Origin of the sequence: Streptomyces sp. NPDC056128 (assembly GCF_042263835.1) — a bacterium.
GTDB lineage: Bacteria > Actinomycetota > Actinomycetes > Streptomycetales > Streptomycetaceae > Streptomyces.
Genome location: NZ_JBHJVQ010000029.1, coordinates 63,288 through 82,694 on the forward strand (window position 1 = coordinate 63,288; position 19,407 = coordinate 82,694).

The window sequence follows — 19,407 nt, forward strand, 5'->3', positions numbered from 1 at the left end:
TCGGGCAGCGCCGCGCCGCGCCGGGGAGGGCTCGTCGGCGCTCCGGCGCGGCGGCCTCACGGCATCGGCTCAGTAGGCGGCGGGTGGGTCCCGGTGCGGGGGTCCTCGGGTCGGTCGGGGCGTACGTACTGCTCCAGGCCGGATGGCGTCACGCGTCGCTCCTCGGCGAACAGCCGCGTGCCCCGGTCGCACAGTGAGCGGTCGGCCCGGGCCCGGGCGCAGAACTCCTCGGGTGTCGTGCCGAAGAGTGCGCGCAACCGGGCCGACCCGCGCAGCAGGTCGGTGATCAGGGGCCGTTGCTCGCCCGGGTGCCGCCGTGGCGTGCCGGTGCCGTCGTGCAGGACGCCGTGGCGGTTGACGTAGATGTACGCGCCGCGCAGCACCGCGCCGTCGGGCGGCTCGACGCGTACCTCGGGCGCGGGGAGCCAGGCGCGGTCGAAGTTGCCGCGGGCCATGGGCACGCCCTCGCTCGCGTCGATCACGGCGAGCTGCTCGGGGTCCAGCCACAGGACGAACAGCTCCCGTACGACGCCCGGGGCACCCACCGGCGAGGCGGAGACGTAGCCCATGCGGCTCACATGGGCGGAGACCCCGATGTCCAGGCCGGTGACCCGGGTCCTGACCATCGGGATCGGTGAGTCGATGCCGAATTCGGCCATCTTGTGGCGCAGCTGGCCCGGGCTCGCGTTGGAACCGATCGCCAGCACCGGGACCCGGCCGCCCCCGGCCTCGTCGACCGGCCCGTCCAGCGGCAGCAGCCGGTCCCCGTCGAGCAGCCCCGACTCCCGGGGCCACGCGCCCGGGTACAGCAGCGGCTCCTCACGGGGCACCCCGGCCAGCCCGAGCGCCTCCAGCGTCCGGTCGTCGCCGTCGGCCCGTACGGACGCGCGGGTGCCCTCGGGAGGCCGCGGCGCGGAGCCCTCGCCCAGTGGCTTCGCCACGCCCGCCTCAGCCCGCCGGCGGCAGCTCGCCCGAGCCGCGGGTGACGAGCCTGGTCGGCAGTTCGATGCGGTCCGGCGCGAGGAGGGTGCCGTCCAGCTGCCGGAAGAGGCGCTCGGCGGCGGTGCGGCCGAGGGCGGCCGCGTCCTGCGCGACCACGGTGACGCCCGGCTGGAGCAGGTCGGCCAGCTCGATGTCGTCGAAGCCGACGAGGGCGACGCCCGGCGTGTGCTCGGCCAGGACGCGGATGACGGTGACGGTCACCCGGTTGTTGCCGGTGAAGATCGCGGTGACCGGCTGCGGGTCCGCGAGCATGTCCTCGGCCGCCCTGCGCACCCGCTCGGGGTCGGTGACGCCCAGGGACATCCAAGAGTCCTTCACCGGGATGCCGGCGTCCTCCATGGCGGCCCGGTAGCCGCGCAGCCGCTCGGCGGCGGTGTGGATGCGGGGCATGTCGCCGATGAAGCCGATCCTGCGGTGCCCGTGCGCGATGAGGTGGGCCACGCCGTCGCGGGCGCCGCCGAAGTTGTCGGACACCACCACGTCCGCGTCGATCTGCCCCGCCGGGCGGTCCACGAACACCGTCGCGACGCCCGCCTTCAGCTCGGGCTCCAGGTACCGGTGGTCGTCCCCGGCCGGGATGACCACGAGGCCGTCGACGCGCCGCGCGCACAGCGCCAGCACCAGCTCCTGCTCCCGGTCCGGGTCCTCCGCGCTGGACCCGTTGATCAGCAGCGCGCCGTGCGCCCGGGCCACCTCCTCCACGGCCCGGCTGAGCGGCCCGTAGAACGGGTCGGCCAGATCCTCCAGGACGAGGCCGATGCTCGCGGTCCGTCCCTTGCGGAGCACCCGCGCGCTGTCGTTGCGGCGGAAGCCGAGGGCGTCGATGGCCTCCTGGACGCGGCGCTCGGTCTCCGGGGTGACGCCGGGCTCCCCGTTGACGACCCGGGAGACGGTCTTCAGGCCGACCCCGGCCCGGGCGGCGACGTCCTTCATGGTCGGGCGATTGCCGTAGCGGTTCCCGGGGAGGCGGTCTGCGCGGCGGGTCGTGTCGGGCACGATGCGGTGTCCTGTCCTGTCGTCCACGGGAGTGCGTCGGCTCCTGTCGTCCACGGGGGATGTGTCGGTCATGCGTTTGTATGAGGATGTGGCGTCGAGCATAGAGCCTGGACAACGTTGTCAGATGCGGGAGACACTGTCCATCGCACTCTCCGGTCCTCGTCCCCACCTGGGACCGGTCCACGGTGCGCACTTGTGTTCGCCTTTTTCGCTTTCTTTTTTCGTTTTCGGTCCGACGGGGAGATCCGACTCTGATGCACACCGACCTCGTGGCAGCGCTGGACATCGGCGGCACCAAGATCGCCGGCGCGCTGGTGGACGGCGCCGGCCGCATCCACGCGCGCGCCCAGCGTGCGACGCCCGCCCGGGAGGACGGTGACACCGTGATGGGGGCCGTCGAGGCCGTACTCGCGGAGCTGACGGCGTCGGCGCTGTGGGGGCGGGTCACGGCCGTCGGGATCGGCAGCGCGGGCCCGGTGGACGCCTCCGCCGGGACGGTCAGTCCGGTGAACGTGCCCGGCTGGCGCGACTACCCGCTGGTCCGACGGGTCCGGGACGCCGTCGGCGACCTGCCCGTCGAGCTGATCGGCGACGGGGTGGCCATCACGGCGGCCGAACACTGGCAGGGCGCCGCGCGCGGGCACGACAACGCGCTGTGCATGGTGGTCTCGACGGGCGTCGGCGGCGGCCTGGTGCTGGGCGGGCGGCTGCACCCCGGCCCGACGGGCAACTCCGGCCACATCGGTCACATCAGCGTGGACCTGGACGGGGATGCCTGCCCGTGCGGTGCCCGCGGCTGCGTCGAGCGCATAGCGAGCGGTCCCAACATCGCCCGGCGCGCCCTGGACGCCGGCTGGCGGCCCGGCCCGGACGGAGACACCTCCGCCGCCGCGGTCGCCGCCGCCGCCCGCCTGGGCGACCCCGTCGCGGTCGCCTCCTTCGAACGCGCCGCGCAGGCGCTGGCCGCCGGTATCGCCGCCACCGCGACCCTGGTCGAGATCGACATCGCCGTGGTGGGCGGCGGCGTGGGCAAGGCGGGCGACGTCCTCTTCACCCCCCTGCGGAAGGCCCTGACCGACTACGCGACCCTCTCCTTCGTCCAGCGCCTGGTGGTCGTCCCCGCCCAGATGGGCACCGACGCGGGCCTCGTGGGGGCGGCATCGGCGGCGCTGACCAGGGCGACCGGGGTGACTGCGGCGCACGTCTGAGCGCCGGCGCACTGGGGCGACCGCGTGGCCCCGGGCGGGCGACGGAGGAGTGGCCGCTCGCCCCTGGTCAGCGCCGGGGTACCGGGCCGTGGAGCCGGGGCCTCCGGTGGGCGGCGGCGGCGGTGGCGCGCCCGCGGCGGCCGCCAAGCGGGCGAGGTGGTTGGGGCCGACGTGCCCGAAGGGGCCCCGGCTCGGGGCGTCCTTGGGCGCGGGGCCGGCGTGCGTGCACGGCAGGCCGGGGGCAGGCTGGACCGACGCTTCCCAGGACGTACCCGTGACCATGGCGTCGCCCCGTAGTTGAACGGGGCATGAAGAAGCGCAGCATGCTCGCCCTCGCGTCCCTCGCCACCGGCTTCGTCGTCGCGGCCGTCACTCCGTCCCACGCCGCGCCGAGCGAACTCCCGCTCGGGCTCGACGTGGAGGACACCGTCAGCACGGTCGAGGACACGGTCGCCACCGAGAGCCTGACCCTGGACGACGACGCCCTGGGGCAGCTGGGCTGACGCCCGCCGCACCACCCGCACCCACGGCGCCGGCGTCCCTCTCCCCGGGGGCACCGGCGCCGCTGTCGTACGCCCTCAACTGGGCCTGGTTTCCGTGGCAGGGTGGAGCGGGCAAGCCACAGGGGGCCAACAGAAGAGGGGGACCTGTGACCGTCGTCTGGATCAACGGCGCGTTCGGTGCGGGGAAGACCACCACCGCACGGGAACTGATTGAACTGATCCCGAACAGCACGCTCTTCGACCCCGAGATCATCGGCGGGGCACTCGCACACCTGCTGCCGCCCAAACGCCTGGCCGAGGTGGGCGACTTCCAGGACCTGCCGATCTGGCGCCGCCTGGTGATCGACACGGCGGCCGCGATGCTCGCCGAGCTCGGCGGGACCCTCGTGGTCCCGACGACCCTGCTCCGCCAGGAGTACCGGGACGAGATCTTCGGCGGTCTCGCCGCCCGCCGGATCGAGGTCAGACACGTCCTGCTGGCCCCGGCCGAAACGATCCTGCGGGAGCGGATAGCGCGCCGCGAGATACCCGAGGGCCCGCCCGACGGCGAGATACGCGTACGGCAATGGTCGTACGACAACATCGAGCCGTACCGGTCCGCCCTCGCCTCCTGGCTCACGGCCGACGCCCACCCGGTCGACACCGGCACCCTCACCCCGTACGAGGCCGCCGCCCGGGTCGCCGAAGCCGTCGGCACCGGCGCCGCCCCGGTCTGCGAGATCGTGCAGACACCGGAGCCCACGGGTGAGACCGTCGCGGCCGGTGTCCTGCTCTTCGACGAGCGGGACCGCGTGCTGCTGGTCGACCCCACCTACAAGCCGGGCTGGGAGTTCCCCGGCGGTGTCGTCGAACCCGGCGAGGCGCCCGCCCGCGCGGGCATGCGCGAGGTCCACGAGGAGACCGGCATCCGCCTCGACGGCGTCCCCGCCCTGCTGGTCGTCGACTGGGAACGGCCCGCACCCCCCGCCTACGGTGGTCTGCGGCTGCTCTTCGACGGCGGACGGCTCGACTCCGCCGACGCCGGCCGGGTGCTGCTCCCCGGCCAGGAACTGCGCGACTGGCGCTTCGTCACCGAGGACGAGGCGGCCGGCCTGCTGCCCCCGGTCCGCTACGAGCGGCTGCGCTGGGCCCTGCGGGCGCGGGAACGCGGAGCCGCCCTCTACCTGGAGGCGGGCATCCCCGTCGGCTGACTCAGACGGCCGCCCCGTAGCTCCGCGCCGACTTCCGCAGCGCCTCCCCGGCCCGGACGGTCACCGGATCCCCGTGACCGAAGCAGACCAACTCCGGGTCGAGGGCGGCCAGACGCCCGAAGGAGGCGACGGCCCGGTCCCGGTCGGTGTTGAACACGCCGAGGATCACCCCGCCGTCGTCCGGCGACGCGGCGACGGCGTCGCCCGTGAACAGCACACCGTGCCGAGGAAGGTGCAGCCCGATGCTTCCGTCTGTGTGGCCCGGCGCGTGCACGACCCGCGCCCCGCCGCCGAAGTCCAGAACGTCGCCGTCGGACACCTCGGTCACCCGCGTCGGCCGGTCGAAGCCGCCCCGCGGCAGCAGCCGCAGCGCGTTCTCGTGCAGCGGACGCTCCCAGTCCTCGTACACGGGCGGCGGACCCGGCACCTCACCGCGCACGACGGGCGCCTCCAGGGTGTGCGCCACCACCTCGGCCCCGGTGAGCGCGGCGACCTCCTGCGCCCCGCCCACGTGGTCCTCGTGGAAGTGGGTGAGGACGACACGCCGTACACGCCCGAAGGAGCCGGCCCACGCGGCGATGCCCGCACCGGCCCCGGCCGGCCCGGCGTCGATCAGCGTCAGGTCGTCGCCGTCGCGCCAGAGGTAGGCCTGGCCGACAGGGAAGCGCAGCAGGCGCAGACGCGGCAGCAGCTCGATGACGTCCATGGGACGACCGTAGGCAGGGCCCCGCGCGGTGGCGAGGCCCCTCTGCCGACGGCAGAACCCGAGCCGCCCCGGCTCAGCTCGCCGCGTAGTTGCGCAGGAACAGCGCCTCGGCGACCGACAGCCGCTCCAGCTCCTCCGGGGACACGCTCTCGTTCACCGCGTGGATCTGCGCCTCCGGCTCGCTCAGGCCGATCAGCAGGATCTCGGCCTCCGGGTACAGCGCCGCCAGGGTGTTGCACAGCGGGATGGAGCCGCCCTGACCGGCGTACTGCATCTCCTCGCCGGGGTACGCCACCGCCATCGCGTCCGCCATGGCCTGGTACGCCGGGCTGGTGGTGTCGGCGCGGAACGCCTGGCCCTGGCCGATCTGTTCGACGCCGACCCGGGCGCCCCACGGCGTACGCGCCTCCAGGTGCGCCTGGAGCAGCTTGGTGGCCTCGGCGGCGTCCACGCCCGGCGGCACCCTGAGGCTCACCAGCGCGCGGGCGCCCGCCTGCACCGACGGGGTGGCGCCGACGACCGGCGGGCAGTCGATGCCGAGCACGGTGACGGCGGGGCGGGCCCAGATCCGGTCCGCGACCGAGCCGGAGCCGATCAGCTCCACGCCCTCCAGCACCCGGGCGTCCCGGCGGAACTGCTCCTCGTCGTACGCCAGGCCCTCCCACGCGCTGTCCGCCGCCAGCCCGTCGACGGTCGTGGAGCCGTCCTCGGCGCGCAGCGAGTCCAGTACGCGGATCAGGGCGGCCAGCGCGTCGGGCGCCGCACCGCCGAACTGCCCCGAGTGCAGGTTGCCTTCGAGCGTGTCCACCCGCACGCGCACCAGGGTCATGCCGCGCAGCGTCGAGGTGACCGTCGGCAGGCCGACCCGGAAGTTGCCCGCGTCGCCGATGACGATGGTGTCCGCGGCCAGCAGCTCCGGGTGCGCCTCGGCGTACCGCTCCAGACCGCCCGTGCCCTGCTCCTCCGAACCCTCGGCGATCACCTTGACGTGCACCGGCACGCCGCCGTTCGCCTTGAGCGCGCGCAGCGCCAGCAGGTGCATCAGCACACCGCCCTTGCAGTCGGCCGCGCCGCGCCCGTACCAGCGGCCGTTCCGCTCGGTCAGCTCGAACGGCGGCGTGACCCAGCCGGCCTCGTCCAGCGGCGGCTGCACGTCGTAGTGCGCGTAGAGCAGCACCGTCTTCGCGCCCTCGGGCCCGGGCAGGTACCCGTACACCGACTGCGTGCCGTCCGGCGTGTCGAGCAGGTCCACGTCCTGGAACCCCTCGGCGCGCAAGGCCGACGCTATCCAGTTGGCGGCGCCGACGCTCTCGCTGCGCGGGAACTGGTCGAAGTCCGCCACCGATTTGAAGGCCACCAGCGCGGCGAGTTCCTCCTTCGCGCGGGGCAGCAGCGAGGAGACGGTCTCGGCGACCGGATTCGACGACATGGGCACGCTCCTTGTGGGTGCGACGTTGTACCAAGGAGTACTTGGATTGATGGGCCGATCCTCCCACAGTGGCCTGCGGCGATGGCCGCCGTAGGATGCGGGGGTCAGGTGCGGCATGCGGTTTGATCGGAGCAGTAGACCATCGTGAGCAGCGAGAACTCTTCGGCGGACGACGCGCGTCAGGTCTGGGACGTCGTCGTGGTGGGCGCGGGACCGGCGGGGGCCTCGGCCGCCTACGCGGCGGCGGTCGCGGGGCGCCGCGTGCTGGTGCTTGAGAAGGCGGAGCTGCCCCGCTACAAGACGTGCGGCGGCGGCATCATCGGTCCCTCGCGGGACACCCTCCCGCCCGGCTTCGAGCTGCCCTTCCGGGACCGGGTGCACGCGGTGACGTTCTCGAACAACGGACGCTTCACCCGGACCCGGCGCTCCCGGCAGATGCTGTTCGGGCTGATCAACCGGCCCGAGTTCGACCAGCAGCTCGTCGAGCACGCGCAGAAGGCGGGCGCCGAGGTGCGCACCGGGGCGACGGTGGCCCGGGTGGAGCAGCACGGGTCGGCGGTCCCGGACCGGCGCACCGTCGCCGTCGTCCTCCAGGGCGGGGAGACGGTGCTGGCGCGGGCCGTCGTCGGCGCGGACGGCAGCGCCAGCCGGATAGGCGCGCACGTCGGGGTGAAGCTGGACCAGGTCGATCTCGGCCTGGAGGCGGAGATCCCGGTGCCGGACACGGTCGCCGAGGACTGGAAGGGACGCGTCCTCATCGACTGGGGGCCGATGCCCGGCAGTTACGGCTGGGTCTTCCCCAAGGGCGACACGCTCACCGTCGGGGTGATCTCGGCGCGCGGCGAGGGCGCGGCGACCAAGCGGTACCTGGAGGACTTCGTCGGCCGGCTCGGCCTCGCCGGGTTCGAGCCGAGCATCTCCTCCGGCCATCTGACGCGCTGCCGCGCGGACGACTCGCCGCTCTCCCGCGGCCGGGTCCTGGTCTGCGGCGACGCGGCGGGCCTCCTGGAGCCGTGGACCCGCGAGGGCATCTCCTTCGCGCTGCGGTCGGGCCGGCTCGCGGGGGAGTGGGCGGTACGGATCTCCGAGGCGCACGACGCGGTGGACGCGCGCAGGCAGGCGCTGAACTACGCCTTCGCCATCAAGGCCGGCCTGGGTGTGGAGATGAGCGTCGGCAAGCGCATGCTGGCTGTCTTCGAGCGCCGTCCTGGCCTCTTCCACGCGGCCCTGACCGGATTCCGCCCCGCCTGGAAGGCATTCAAGGACATCACGCAGGGATCGACGTCCCTGGGCGAACTGGTCCGCGGCCACCCGCTGGCCCAGCGAGCACTGACAGCAATGGACCGACGCCCCACCGACACCCCTGAAGGAACGTCGGGCTGACCCACCCAGGGGCGCGGGGAACTGCGCGCCCAGCCACCACCCACCCGCAGCCGCTCACCGTCAGAAGCTCCCCGCAGCCCCTGAAGGAACGTCGCGCCGACCCACCCAGGGGCGCGGGGAACTGCGCGCCCAGCCACCACCCACCCGCACCCGCCCACCGTCAGAAGCCCCCACTCACAGCGGCCCTCCCCCCGGCGGAGCCCCGCCGTACTTCCCCGGGAGTACCCGTGATCACCACGCCCGGCTGACGCCGCCGGAGGCACCCGGCGTCTAGCGTGGCGGCATGGACGGACAGCGCGAGCGCCGCGGCGGACCACCGCAGTGGTGGCGGCACGGACCCCCGTGGTGGGACCGGCGGGACGACGAGGAGCGCCGCCCCCGGTGGCCCTGGCGTTCCACCGCTCTGATCACGGCGTTCGTGCTGATCGGCTCCAACTTCGCCGCGCACGCCCAGGCGGAGCAGCGGGCCGACCTGGACCCCTTCGCGCGGGCGCTGCTGTTCGTCACCGGGGCCGCCCTGCTGTGGCGGCAGCGCCACCCGGTGCCCGTGGTGTTCGGCACGGCGGCCACCACGCTGTTCTACCTGGGTTCCGGATACCCGTACGGGCCGGTGTTCGTGGCCGTCGCGGTGGCCTGCTTCAGTGCCGTCGTCGCCGGGCACCGCCGGGCCGCGTGGGCGGCGATGGTCACGCTGTGGGCCGGGCACGCCCTGGTGTCGCACTGGCTCTACCGCTGGCTGCCGCCCTCCGGGGACTCCGCCGCCTCCTGGGGAGAGGAGATCGTGATCGCCACCTGGGTGGTGGCGATCGTGGCGCTGGCGGAGCTGGCCCGGACCCGGCGTGAGCAGTGGGCGCGGGAGCGGGCCGAACGGGCCCAGGCGGCGAAGCGCCGCGCGGACGAGGAGCGGCTGCGGATCGCCCGTGAGCTGCACGACGTCCTCGCGCACAGCATCTCCGTGATCAATGTGCAGGCGGGCGTCGGACTCGCCCTCCTCGACTCCGAACCGGAGCAGGCGCGCACCGCGCTCACCACCATCAAGGACCAGAGCAAGGAGGCGCTCGGCGAGGTGCGGCAGGTCCTCGACGCCCTGCGCACCCCCGGGGACGTGCCGCGCGCACCGGCCCCCGGCCTCGACCGGCTGCCCGAACTGGTCGAGCAGGCGGCGAGCGCGGGCCTCACCGTCGAGGTCGAGGGGGAGCCGCCGCGACTGTCGCCCGGTACCGACCTGGCGGCGTTCCGCATCGTCCAGGAGGCGCTCACCAACGTGGTGCGGCACTCGGGTTCACGGCACGCGCGCGTGCGCCTCGACCGGGACGGCCGCACGCTGCGGCTGCGCGTCGACGACGACGGACCGGCGACGGGCGCCGACGCGGGCGGCAGCGGCAACGGGCTGGCCGGGATGCGGGAGCGGGCGGCGGCGCTGGGTGGCACCATCGAGGCGGGCCCGCGCGCCGACGGCGGCTTCCGCGTGCTCGCCGCGCTGCCGATCGACGTGGCGCACACGAAGGAGGAGGACCGGTGATCCGCGTACTGCTCGCCGACGACCAGTCACTGGTACGGGCAGGGTTCCGGGCCCTGCTGGACGCCCAGGCGGACATCGAGGTGGTCGCCGAGGCCGCCGACGGCGAGGAGGCGGTGCGCGTGATCCGCGAACTGCGCCCCGACGTCGTCCTGATGGACATCCGCATGCCCCTGCTCGACGGCCTGGCCGCGACCCGCCGGATCACCGGGGACGCCGGCCTGCGGGAGGTGAAGGTCGTCATGCTCACCACCTTCGAACTCGACGAGTACGTCTTCGAGGCCATCCGCTCGGGCGCGTCCGGCTTCCTGGTCAAGGACACCGAACCGGAGGAACTCCTGCGCGCCGTGCGCGCGGTGGTGGACGGCGACGCGCTGCTGTCGCCGGGGGTGACCCGGCGCCTGATCGCCGAGTTCGCCGCCCGGTCCAAGGAGCCCGCGGCGGCAGGCGAGTTGGCCCGGCTGACCGAGCGGGAACGGGAGGTGATGGCCCTGGTCGGCATCGGCCTGTCCAACGAGGAGATCGCCCGCAGACTGGTCGTCAGCCCGCTCACCGCCAAGACCCACGTCAGCCGCACCATGGTCAAGCTGGGCGCCCGCGACCGCGCCCAACTGGTCGTGCTGGCCTACGAGTCGGGGTTGGTGCGGCCGGGCTGGCTGGGCTGACGCCCGCGTCCGAACCGCACCAGCACACTCGCGACCCTGACCAGGAACACCACGGCGGCCAGCACCCCTCCCACCGCGACCAGCGCGCCTCGCACGCCGGCCGGCAGATCGAAGAGATACGCGGGTCCCGCCACGGCCCCGAACAGCACGGCCGCCGCGAACGCCGCGCTGCACAGCGCGTAGCCGATCTCGACCGTCATCGCGTCCCGCTCGCCCTGCGTACGCCGTCCCCCGTAGGTCTCCATGCCGGCAAGTCTGGCAGATCCGGCCGATCCGGCGACCGGTCGCGGGCCGCGCGCGCTCTGCTACGGTGCGCCCATGGCGGGGGACAGGTCCGAACAGGCGCTCGTCGCGCGGTGGCGCGACATGCTGGCACTGCACGCCAGGACCCAGTGCGAACTCGACCGCGCGCTGCACCAACACGGCCTGTGCGGCAGCGACTTCGAGGTGCTCGACATCCTGGCGGGCTCACCGGACGCCGACGGCTCCTGCGGCTACCGGGTGCAGCAGATCTCCGAGCGGGTCCATCTGAGCCAGAGCGCGCTGTCCCGGCTGGTCGCCCGCCTGGAGAAGGACGGCCTCGTCGAACGCTCCCTGTGCCCGGAGGACCGGCGGGGCGTGCGGGTGGCGCTCACCGCCGAGGGGCGGGCCCGGCACGGTGTGGCGCTCCCGGTGCAGCGTGCCGTGCTGAACCGGATGCTGGCGCGCTGACCGTCCCCGCGCCTCAGCCCTCCACCGCCGCGCTCCGGGTCGCCACGGCGACGAGCACCGCCACCGCCGCGAGCGCCGCCACACTGGTGAGCGCGGCCGGCAGCGAGAACCAGTCCGCCATGAAGCCGATCGCGGGCGGCCCGAGCAGCATGCCGCCGTATCCCAGCGTGGACGCGGTCGCCACCCCGCTCGGTCCGCCCAGCGCGCCGGCCCGTTCGACGGCGACCGGGAAGATGTTGGCGAGTCCGAGCCCGGTGATCGCGAAACCGAAGAGGGCCGCCCACACCGACGGAGCGAGCGAGCCGAGCAGCATCCCGGCCACGGCGGTGGTACCGCCCGCCACCACCGTGGTGGTCCGGCCCAGCCGCTCCAGCAGGGTCGTGCCGGTCAGCCGGCCGACGGTCATGGCGAGGGCGAAGCAGGAGTAGCCGGCCGCGGCCATGCCCGGCGAGGCGTCCAGGTCCTGCTCCAGGTGCAGGGCGCCCCAGTCGGCCATGGCGCCCTCGCCGTACGCCGTGCACAGGGCGATCAGCCCGAAGGTGATGACCAGGCGGCGGGTCCGGCGGTCGAGGCGGCGCGGGGAGCCGTCGTCCCCGGCCGGGCGGTCGGGCGGCACGGCGGGTTCGCAGCGCAGCAGGGCGCGGCCCGCGACGAGGGTGACCAGCAGTCCGAGCAGCGTGAGGCCGAGCAGGTGCCGCGTGGGGGACAGCGACCCGGCGACCAGCCCGCCGAGTCCGGCGCCGACCATGCCGCCGAGGCTGAACGCCGCGTGGAAGCTCGGCATGATCGGCCGCTGCAGCACGGCCACCAGATCGACGGCGGCGCTGTTGAAGGCGACGTTGATCCCGCCGTACGCGCTGCCGAAGACCAGCAGTACGGCGCCCAGGGCGAGCGCCGAGTGGGTGAGCGGGGGCAGGGCGATGCTCAGGCAGAGCAGGACCGCGCAGGCGACGGTGACCGGATGGCTGCCGTAGCGGCGGACCAGCCGGCCGGTGAGCGTCATGGTGACGACGGCACCGGCCGAGACACCGAGCAGGGCCAGCCCCAGGGCGCTGGCGGAGGCCCCGGTCTGCTCCTTGATGGCGGGGATCCGGACCACCCAGCCGGCGAAGACGAAGCCGTCGAGGGCGAAGAAGGCGGTCAGGGCGATGCGCAGGCGGGTGAGATCGTCGCGGGGACCCGGCACGGCGCTGTGCGATCGGGTTTTGTTTATTTGCGGCACAAAGTCAGGCTAGGCGCCGGACGGGGATCGCGGCAAGGCACGGTTCTCCGCCCGCGTCATTTGACGGAGCCGCCGGTGATCCCGGCGGCGATGTACTTCTGGGCGAGGACGAGCAGGATCGCCGCCGGTACCGCGGAGAGCACGGAGGCGGCCATGACCGAGCCCCAGTCGCCGACGTGCGCGCCGATGTACTGGTAGACGCCCAGGGTGACGGGCTTGACCTCGTCGGTCGTGTTCAGGGTCAGCGCGAACATGAAGTCGCTCCACGCGAACAGGAACGCGAACAGTCCAGAGGTGATCAGTGAGTTGCGGCTCATCGGCAGCACCACCCGCGCGAACGTCCGCACCGGCCCGGCCCCGTCGATCTGCGCGGCCTCGATCACCTCGCCCGGGATCGACACCATGAAGGAGCGCATCAGCACGATGGAGAACGGGATGCCCAGCGAGGCGTCCGCCAGCATCAGGCCGAAGTAGGAGTTGACCAGGCCCAGGTCGACGTACGAGTTGTAGAGCGCGTTGGCGATGACGATGCCCGGCACCATCTGGGTGATCAGGGTGCCGAACACGATGGTGCGCGAGCCGCGCAGCCCGAACCGCGCGAGCCCGTACGCCGCCGGCGCCGAGATCGCCAGGCAGAGGGCGACCGCGCCGAGCGAGACGGCCAGCGAGGTCAGCAGGTGCCCGCCCTGGTCGCCGATCGCCTTGGAGAAGCCGGACAGGTCAAGGGCGCCTGGCACCGGCTCGACCCGGAGCAGCCCCGACTCGGGCTGGAGCGCGGTGTTGAGCATCCAGTACAGCGGGAAGAGCATCACGCCGAGGACGAGCACGCCGGCGACGGTGGAGCCCCAGCGGCGCCGGGACGCGGTGGGCGTCTGGGTGGCCATCGTCGGTCACTTCCCCTCGGTGCGGTTGGCCCGCAGATAGAACACCGCGAACACGGCGGAGATCAGGATGAGTACGTTGCCGACCACGGCGCCCGCGCCGAAGTCCAGCTGCACGAAGGAGTTCTGGTACGTCAGCGTGCCCAGCGTCTGGGTGGCGTCGGCCGGGCCGCCGTCGGTCAGGGCGAGGATCAGGTCCAGGATCTTCACCGTCGACATGAAGCCCAGCACCAGCACGACCGTGACGACCGGCCTGAGCACCGGCAGCGTGACGGAGCGGAAGGTCCGCCACGCCGACGCGCCGTCCAGGGCGGCCGCCTCGTGCAGCTCCTTCGGGATCTCCTGGAGGCCGCCGTACAGGATGACCATGTTGAACGGGCTGCCGATCCAGACGTTGACCAGGACGACCGACAGCAGGGCGAGGTCCGGACTGGTCAGCCAGGGGGTGTGACCGCCGGTCCCGAGGGTGTCCAGGAACGAGTTCAGCACGCCCGTGTCCTGGTCGAGGATGCGCCGCCACACGATGCCGGAGACCACCATGGGCACCAGCCAGGGCAGCAGGATCAGCGAACGCAGCACACCGTTCAGCGGGAAGCGGCGGCTGAAGAAGACCGCGAGCGCCAGCCCGATGCAGAACTGCCCGAGCAGCGACCCGGCCGTGAACACCAGCGTGTGCCACAGCGCCTTGCCGAACAGCGCGTCCTGGAACACGTTGGACCAGTTGTCGGCCCCGTTGAAGGGCGCCTCACCGGTGAAGAAGGTCCTCGGCGTGTAGTGCTGGAAGCTCATCACGACGTTGCGGACCAGCGGATAGCCGAAGAACAGCAGCATGAAGACGACGGCGGGGGCGACGAACCCCCACTGCGCGAGCCGGTGACGGCGTCCGGTCCGGGCGGTGACGGTGGGCGTGGTCATGGGCGCGTACCTCAGTTCCCGCTCGTGGCCCGCTGCTGGGCGCGCTTCAGGGCGGACTCACTGGACTGGCCGGTCAGGGCGGACTGGAAGGCGCTCTGCAGGGCGAGCGACACACTCGACCAGCCGGCGCCGAGCTTCGCCGTCCGGGACCGGGCGACCGCCACCTGGTCAGCGAGGGGGTCGAGTTCGGGCACCCGTTCGCGCCAGGCGGCGGCGGCCCGGGCGTTGGCCGGGACCATCCAGCTGTTGAGCGCGTAGGTCAGCTGCTCCTTCTCGCTCGACAGACAGGCCACGACCTGCCCGGCCGTCCTCTCGCGCGCCTCGTTTCCGGTGTTGGGCACGGTGAGCACGGCGCCGCCGAGCGGGCCCACCGAGTCGTCGCCGGGTCGGGGGACCGGGATCGGCGCGATGCCCCAGTGCAGCGACTCGTCGCTGTTGAGGGTCTCCACCTGCCACGGCCCGTTGATCATCATCGCCGCGTTGCCGGCCATGAACTGGTCGTTGACGTCCGCCTGCGTCCAGTTGACCGTCGACTTCGAGAGCGAACCGTCCTGCAACAGGCTCTTCCAGTAGTCGAGGGCCTCGACCACCTTCGGACCGTCCAGATCGGTCTCGTCGCCGCCGTTGGACCACATGAACGGCATGAACTGGAAGACGCCGTCCTCCGCGCCGCCCGCGCTGAGCGCCAGCCCGTACCGCCCGCCCCGGGTGAGCTGCTTCGCGGTCTCCCGCAACTGGGCCCAGGTGGTGGGTACTCGCACGCCCGCCTCGTCGAGGACGTCCTTGTCGTAGAAGAGGGCGAGCGTGTTCACGGACCGGGCCGCGCCGTAGTACGTCCCCTTGTAGGAGCCGAACTCGACGATGCCGTCGGGTATGCCGTCGGTACTCAGCCCAAGGCTCCCGAGGTCGACCAGACCGCCCGCCTCGGCGAACGTCGGCATCTCGGACGCGTCGAACTGCACGATGTCCGGCAGCGACTTGGACGACGCCATGCGCAGCGCCTTCGTCATCACCTGCGCCGCCGGAACGCTCTGCTGCTCGATGGTGACCCCCAGCCGCTCCCCGCAGCGAGCCATCGCCTCGGCGTCCCAGCGGTGGTAGGACTCGTCGGTCGAGGAATTCATCACGGTGTACACGTCGGCGTCACGCTGCTGTCCGCAGCCGGCCAGCGCCGCCCCGGCGACCAGCACGGAAGCGGTGGCGAGCGAGGTGAAGCGCTTCGACATGGTGCGGCCCTTGCTGTCGTCCCGTCCGGCTTCCCCGCCGGACCTTTTTGTTTGATGGGATGACTAATACGTCAAGGACCCGCTCCCGCGCTAGACCGCGGCAACCCCGGCCTCTTCGCTCCGTGCGGTGATGATGTTGTTGTTTTCCGTGATCCTTCCTGTTCAAGGCGCTGGGCTTGGCGTGAACACCTCGGAACCGGGGGGTGTTCTGTGTACGATCAAAATGCTGTGAGACGGCCCCTGCGCTCCCCATCCGACAGCTCCCGCCCCACCCGAGGAAGATCATGAAGTTCACCGACGGCTTCTGGCTCATCCGTGAGGGTGTGCATCTCTCGTACGCCACCGAGGTACGCGATGTACGCCCGGAATCGAAGCGCTTCACTGCCCATGCCGCCGTGAAGAAGGTGGCGCGGAGGGGGGACACGCTCAACGCGCCGCTGCTCACGGTCGAATGCTTCTCGCCCGCCGAGGGTGTCATCGGCGTCCGCGTCACCCATCACGCCGGAAAACGCGGGCCCGGCCCCGACTTCGCCCTCGCGGACCCGGCCGACGGCGCCGGCGTGGTGCGCCAGGACGGCACCGTCACCGAGCTGACCAGCGGCCCGCTCACCCTCCGGCTGGACCGCGCCGGGCCCTGGGGCCTGACCTTCCACGACGCGGACGGACGCGAGCTGACCCGGGCGAACGCCAAGGGCACCGCCTTCGCCACCACCGGCGACGGCGCCCACCACATGCTGAGCCGCCTCTCGCTCGGCGTCGGCGAGCAGGTCTACGGCCTGGGCGAACGCTTCACCCCGTTCGTCAAGAACGGCCAGGTCGTCGACATGTGGCAGGCCGACGGCGGCACCAGCAGTGAGCAGGCCTACAAGAACATCCCGTTCTACCTCTCCTCGCGCGGCTACGGCGTCTTCGTCAACCACCCCGGCGCGGTCTCCTTCGAGGTCGGCTCCGAGTCCGTGGGCCAGGTGCAGTTCAGCGTCGAGGACCAGACGCTGGAGTACTACGTCGTCGCCGGGCCCACCCCCAAGGACGTCCTCACCCGCTACACCGCCCTCACCGGCCGCCCCGCCCTCCCCCCGGCCTGGTCCTTCGGCCTCTGGCTCACCACGTCCTTCACCACGTCGTACGACGAGCGGACGGTGACGTCCTTCGTGGACGGCATGGCCGAACGCGGTATCCCGCTGACCGTCTTCCACTTCGACTGCTTCTGGATGCGCGAGTACCAGTGGTGCGACTTCCAGTGGGACCCGGACGTCTTCCCCGACCCGGAGGGCATGCTCGCCCGGCTCAAGTCGAAGGGACTGAAGGTCAGCGTCTGGATCAACCCCTACATCGCCCAGAAGTCCCCGCTCTTCGGCGAGGCCGCCGCCCTCGGGCACCTGGTCCGCAGGCCGGACGGCGACGTCTGGCAGTGGGACCTGTGGCAGGCCGGGATGGGCCTGGTCGACTTCACCGACCCCGCCGCCCGCGACTGGTTCGCCGGGAAGCTCAAGCCCCTGCTCGACCAGGGCGTGGACTCCTTCAAGACCGACTTCGGCGAGCGCGTCCCCACCGACGTCGTCTGGCACGACGGCTCCGACCCGGAGCGCATGCACAACTACTACACCCACCTCTTCAACCGCACCGTCTTCGAACTCCTGGAGAAGGAGCGCGGCCAGGGCGAGGCGGTCCTCTTCGCCCGCTCGGCGACCGCGGGCGGGCAGCAGTACCCCGTCCACTGGGGCGGCGACTGCTGGTCGTCCTTCGAGGCGATGGCCGAGTCGCTGCGCGGCGGACTGTCACTCTCCCTGAGCGGCTTCGGCTTCTGGAGCCACGACATCGGGGGCTTCGAGGGCACGCCCGACGCCGCGGTCTTCACCCGCTGGCTGGCCTTCGGCCTGCTCTCCTCGCACAGCAGGCTGCACGGCTCCTCGTCGTACCGGGTGCCGTGGGAGTTCGGCGAGGAGGCGGTCGACGTCGCCCGCCGGTTCACCCTCCTCAAGCACCGCCTGATGCCCTACCTGTACGGCGTCGCCGCCGAGGCCCACCGCACCGGCGTGCCGATGATGCGTCCGATGCTCCTGGAGTTCCCGCACGATCCCGGCTGCCGCCCGCTGGACCGCCAGTACATGCTCGGCCCGGACCTCCTGGTCGCCCCGGTCTTCACCGAGGACGGCGAAGTGGAGGTCTACCTCCCCGAGGGCACCTGGACCCACCTCCTGACCGGCGAGCGCGTCACCGGCCCGGCCTGGCGCACCGAACGGCACGCCTTCGACAGCCTGCCGCTGTACGTCCGCGAGGGCGCGGTCCTGCCGCTGGCCTCCGACGACCGGCGCCCCGACGGCGACTGGCTGGACGACCCGACCCTGCTGGTCCACCCGCCCGCCGGCGCCGACTACGCGACCGAGGTCACCGTGCCCGACCTGCTGGGCACTCCGGCCGCCACCTTCCGCGTGCGGCGCGACGGCGACGTCCTGCGGGTCACCGCCACCGGCACCGACCGGCCGTTCACCGTGCGGGTCGCGGGCGGCGGGAGCGCGCGCGGCGGCGGTGAGGTGACGGTGCCGCTGGGGTGAGCCCGGACGCCGGGGTTCCCGGTCAGCCGGTGGTGAGAGCGGCGAGGGCCGTCAGGAGGCGGTCCACGTCGTCGGCGCTGGTGTACGGCGCGAGGCCGACGCGGACCGCGCCCTCGTCGCCCAGGCCCAGGTGGCGCGAGGCCTCCAGCGCGTAGAAGGTGCCGGCGGGCGCGTCGACCCCGCGCTCGGCGAGCCGCCGGTACACCTCGGCCGGGCTCAGGCCCGCCACGGTGAACAGCAGGGTGGGCGTGCGCCGCGCGGCGCGGGAGTGGACGGTGATCCCGCCGAGGTCCGCCAGCCCGGCCTCGATCCGTCCGCGCAACGCGTCCTCGTGCGCCTCCAGGGCGGCGAAGGAGGCGACGAGCCGCTCCCTGCGGCCGCCGTGCGCGTTCGGTTCCAGACCGGCGAGGAAGTCCACCGCGGCACGGGTACCGGTCAGCAGTTCGTACGGCAGCGTGCCCAGCTCGAACCGCTCGGGAACGGCGTCGCTGGACGGCAGCAGCTTGTCCGGGCGCAGTGTCTCCAGGAACTCGGGCCGCGCCGCCAGCACGCCCAGGTGCGGACCGAGGAACTTGTACGGCGAGCAGACCAGCGTGTCCGCGCCGAGCGCCACGGGGTCGACGACCGCGTGCGAGGCGTAGTGCACCGCGTCCGCGTGCAGCAGCGCGCCGACTCCGTGCGCCAGACGGGCGATGCCTGGCAGGTCGGGCATGGTGCCGATCAGGTTGGAGGCGGCCGTCACGGCGACCAGCCGGGTGCGCGGGGAGAGCACCGCCTCGATGTGCTCGGGAAGCAACTCCCCGGTGGCCGGGTCGAAGTCCGCCCACCGCACGCTCGCGCCCACCGCCTCGGCCGCCTGGATCCAGGGCCGGATGTTGGAGTCGTGGTCGAGGCGCGTGACGACCACCTCGTCCCCGGGCCCCCACGCCTTGGCGAGCGTCCGGGACAGGTCGTAGGCGAGCTGGGTGGCGCTGCGGCCGAGGACGATCCCCCGCGGCTCGGTGCCCAGCAGGTCGCCCAGCGCGCTCCGGGCGTCCGCGACGATGTCGTCCGCGTTGCGCTCGCCCTCGGTCGTCCGGCCCCGGTTGGCCAGCGGGTTGGCCAGCGCCTCGCCGATGGCGTCGATCACCGGCTGCGGGGTCTGGGTACCGCCCGGCGCGTCGAAACGGGCGGAGCCGGACTTCAGGGCGGGTATCTGCGCGCGGATCGCGTCGACGTCGAGGGCCATGTGCACTCCAACCAACCGAAGGCGGAAACTCCGACCTCATGATCGCAGCCGGGCCGCGTTCGGAACAG

Annotated in this window: 18 protein-coding genes; 8 read left to right on the forward strand and 10 right to left on the reverse strand. The window is 73.0% G+C overall.

Translation table 11 applies throughout. The annotated features are described in order from the left end of the window. Window positions 1-56 precede the first annotated feature (56 nt). A complete protein-coding gene (locus tag ACFC1X_RS33335; protein WP_376361198.1) occupies window positions 57-929 on the reverse strand; it encodes a hypothetical protein in 873 nt (290 codons plus the stop codon). Window positions 930-948: 19 nt separating this feature from the next. Beyond that, complete coding sequence (locus tag ACFC1X_RS33340; RefSeq protein ID WP_376361095.1) at window positions 949-2,025, reverse strand: LacI family DNA-binding transcriptional regulator; 1,077 nt, start codon at window positions 2,023-2,025, stop codon at window positions 949-951. Window positions 2,026-2,252: 227 nt separating this feature from the next. On the opposite strand from ACFC1X_RS33340, the gene ACFC1X_RS33345 reads away from it, so the two are divergent. The 3 genes from ACFC1X_RS33345 (at window position 2,253) to ACFC1X_RS33355 (ending at window position 4,899) form a co-directional block, all read left to right on the forward strand. Further along, on the forward strand, window positions 2,253-3,206 hold the full coding sequence (locus ACFC1X_RS33345; protein ID WP_376361098.1) for an ROK family protein: 954 nt from the start codon (window positions 2,253-2,255) through the stop codon (window positions 3,204-3,206). Window positions 3,207-3,514: 308 nt separating this feature from the next. Then, a complete protein-coding gene (locus tag ACFC1X_RS33350; protein ID WP_376361101.1) occupies window positions 3,515-3,709 on the forward strand; it encodes a hypothetical protein in 195 nt (64 codons plus the stop codon). Window positions 3,710-3,855: 146 nt separating this feature from the next. Next, window positions 3,856-4,899, forward strand: coding sequence for an NUDIX domain-containing protein (locus tag ACFC1X_RS33355; protein WP_376361104.1), 1,044 nt, complete (start codon window positions 3,856-3,858; stop codon window positions 4,897-4,899). Between the two features lies 1 nt (window position 4,900). On the opposite strand, the gene ACFC1X_RS33360 is transcribed toward ACFC1X_RS33355, so the two are convergent. Both ACFC1X_RS33360 and ACFC1X_RS33365 read right to left on the reverse strand, forming a co-directional pair. Continuing rightward, window positions 4,901-5,605, reverse strand: a complete 705-nt coding sequence (locus ACFC1X_RS33360; protein WP_376361106.1) for an MBL fold metallo-hydrolase — start codon at window positions 5,603-5,605, stop codon at window positions 4,901-4,903. Window positions 5,606-5,678: 73 nt separating this feature from the next. Continuing rightward, window positions 5,679-7,034 carry a dipeptidase gene (locus ACFC1X_RS33365; protein WP_376361109.1) on the reverse strand — a complete coding sequence of 452 codons (1,356 nt, stop codon included), beginning with the start codon at window positions 7,032-7,034 and terminating at the stop codon, window positions 5,679-5,681. Window positions 7,035-7,178: 144 nt separating this feature from the next. On the opposite strand from ACFC1X_RS33365, the gene ACFC1X_RS33370 reads away from it, so the two are divergent. The 3 genes from ACFC1X_RS33370 to ACFC1X_RS33380 all read left to right on the forward strand — a co-directional run bounded on the left by ACFC1X_RS33370 (window position 7,179) and on the right by ACFC1X_RS33380 (window position 10,601). Further along, window positions 7,179-8,417: a geranylgeranyl reductase family protein gene (locus tag ACFC1X_RS33370; RefSeq protein ID WP_376361112.1), complete on the forward strand. Its 1,239-nt coding sequence runs from the start codon at window positions 7,179-7,181 to the stop codon at window positions 8,415-8,417. Between the two features lie 283 nt (window positions 8,418-8,700). Continuing rightward, window positions 8,701-9,939, forward strand: coding sequence for a histidine kinase (locus tag ACFC1X_RS33375; protein WP_376361115.1), 1,239 nt, complete (start codon window positions 8,701-8,703; stop codon window positions 9,937-9,939). Further along, on the forward strand, window positions 9,936-10,601 hold the full coding sequence (locus tag ACFC1X_RS33380; RefSeq protein ID WP_365637162.1) for a response regulator transcription factor: 666 nt from the start codon (window positions 9,936-9,938) through the stop codon (window positions 10,599-10,601). The genes ACFC1X_RS33375 and ACFC1X_RS33380 overlap by 4 nt, the downstream gene beginning before the upstream one ends. On the opposite strand, the gene ACFC1X_RS33385 is transcribed toward ACFC1X_RS33380, so the two are convergent. Beyond that, the gene (locus ACFC1X_RS33385) at window positions 10,562-10,846 is read right to left on the reverse strand and encodes a DUF6332 family protein (protein WP_376361119.1); all 285 of its coding nucleotides are present in this window, start codon (window positions 10,844-10,846) and stop codon (window positions 10,562-10,564) included. The two genes, ACFC1X_RS33380 and ACFC1X_RS33385, sit on opposite strands and share 40 nt — an antisense overlap. Window positions 10,847-10,919: 73 nt before the next feature. Between ACFC1X_RS33385 and ACFC1X_RS33390 the strand changes: the two genes are divergently transcribed. Continuing rightward, window positions 10,920-11,312, forward strand: coding sequence for a MarR family winged helix-turn-helix transcriptional regulator (locus tag ACFC1X_RS33390; RefSeq protein WP_376361122.1), 393 nt, complete (start codon window positions 10,920-10,922; stop codon window positions 11,310-11,312). 13 nt (window positions 11,313-11,325) lie between these two features. On the opposite strand, the gene ACFC1X_RS33395 is transcribed toward ACFC1X_RS33390, so the two are convergent. From ACFC1X_RS33395 to ACFC1X_RS33410, 4 genes are all read right to left on the reverse strand, one after another. After that, the gene (locus ACFC1X_RS33395; protein WP_376361125.1) at window positions 11,326-12,498 is read right to left on the reverse strand and encodes an MFS transporter; all 1,173 of its coding nucleotides are present in this window, start codon (window positions 12,496-12,498) and stop codon (window positions 11,326-11,328) included. A gap of 92 nt (window positions 12,499-12,590) precedes the next feature. Beyond that, window positions 12,591-13,418: a carbohydrate ABC transporter permease gene (locus ACFC1X_RS33400; RefSeq protein ID WP_376361128.1), complete on the reverse strand. Its 828-nt coding sequence runs from the start codon at window positions 13,416-13,418 to the stop codon at window positions 12,591-12,593. A gap of 6 nt (window positions 13,419-13,424) precedes the next feature. Then, entirely contained in the window at window positions 13,425-14,330 is a 906-nt protein-coding gene (locus tag ACFC1X_RS33405) for a carbohydrate ABC transporter permease (protein WP_376361130.1), read from the reverse strand. 11 nt (window positions 14,331-14,341) lie between these two features. Beyond that, a complete protein-coding gene (locus tag ACFC1X_RS33410; protein WP_376361133.1) occupies window positions 14,342-15,556 on the reverse strand; it encodes an ABC transporter substrate-binding protein in 1,215 nt (404 codons plus the stop codon). Window positions 15,557-15,840: 284 nt separating this feature from the next. Here ACFC1X_RS33410 and yicI point away from each other — a divergent pair, with 284 nt between their 5' ends. Next, window positions 15,841-18,111 carry an alpha-xylosidase gene (yicI, locus tag ACFC1X_RS33415; RefSeq protein ID WP_376361136.1) on the forward strand — a complete coding sequence of 757 codons (2,271 nt, stop codon included), beginning with the start codon at window positions 15,841-15,843 and terminating at the stop codon, window positions 18,109-18,111. 22 nt (window positions 18,112-18,133) lie between these two features. Here the strand turns inward: yicI and ACFC1X_RS33420 are convergent, their stop codons facing one another. Continuing rightward, complete coding sequence (locus tag ACFC1X_RS33420) at window positions 18,134-19,339, reverse strand: cysteine desulfurase-like protein (RefSeq protein WP_376361139.1); 1,206 nt, start codon at window positions 19,337-19,339, stop codon at window positions 18,134-18,136. Between the last annotated feature and the right edge of the window lie 68 nt (window positions 19,340-19,407).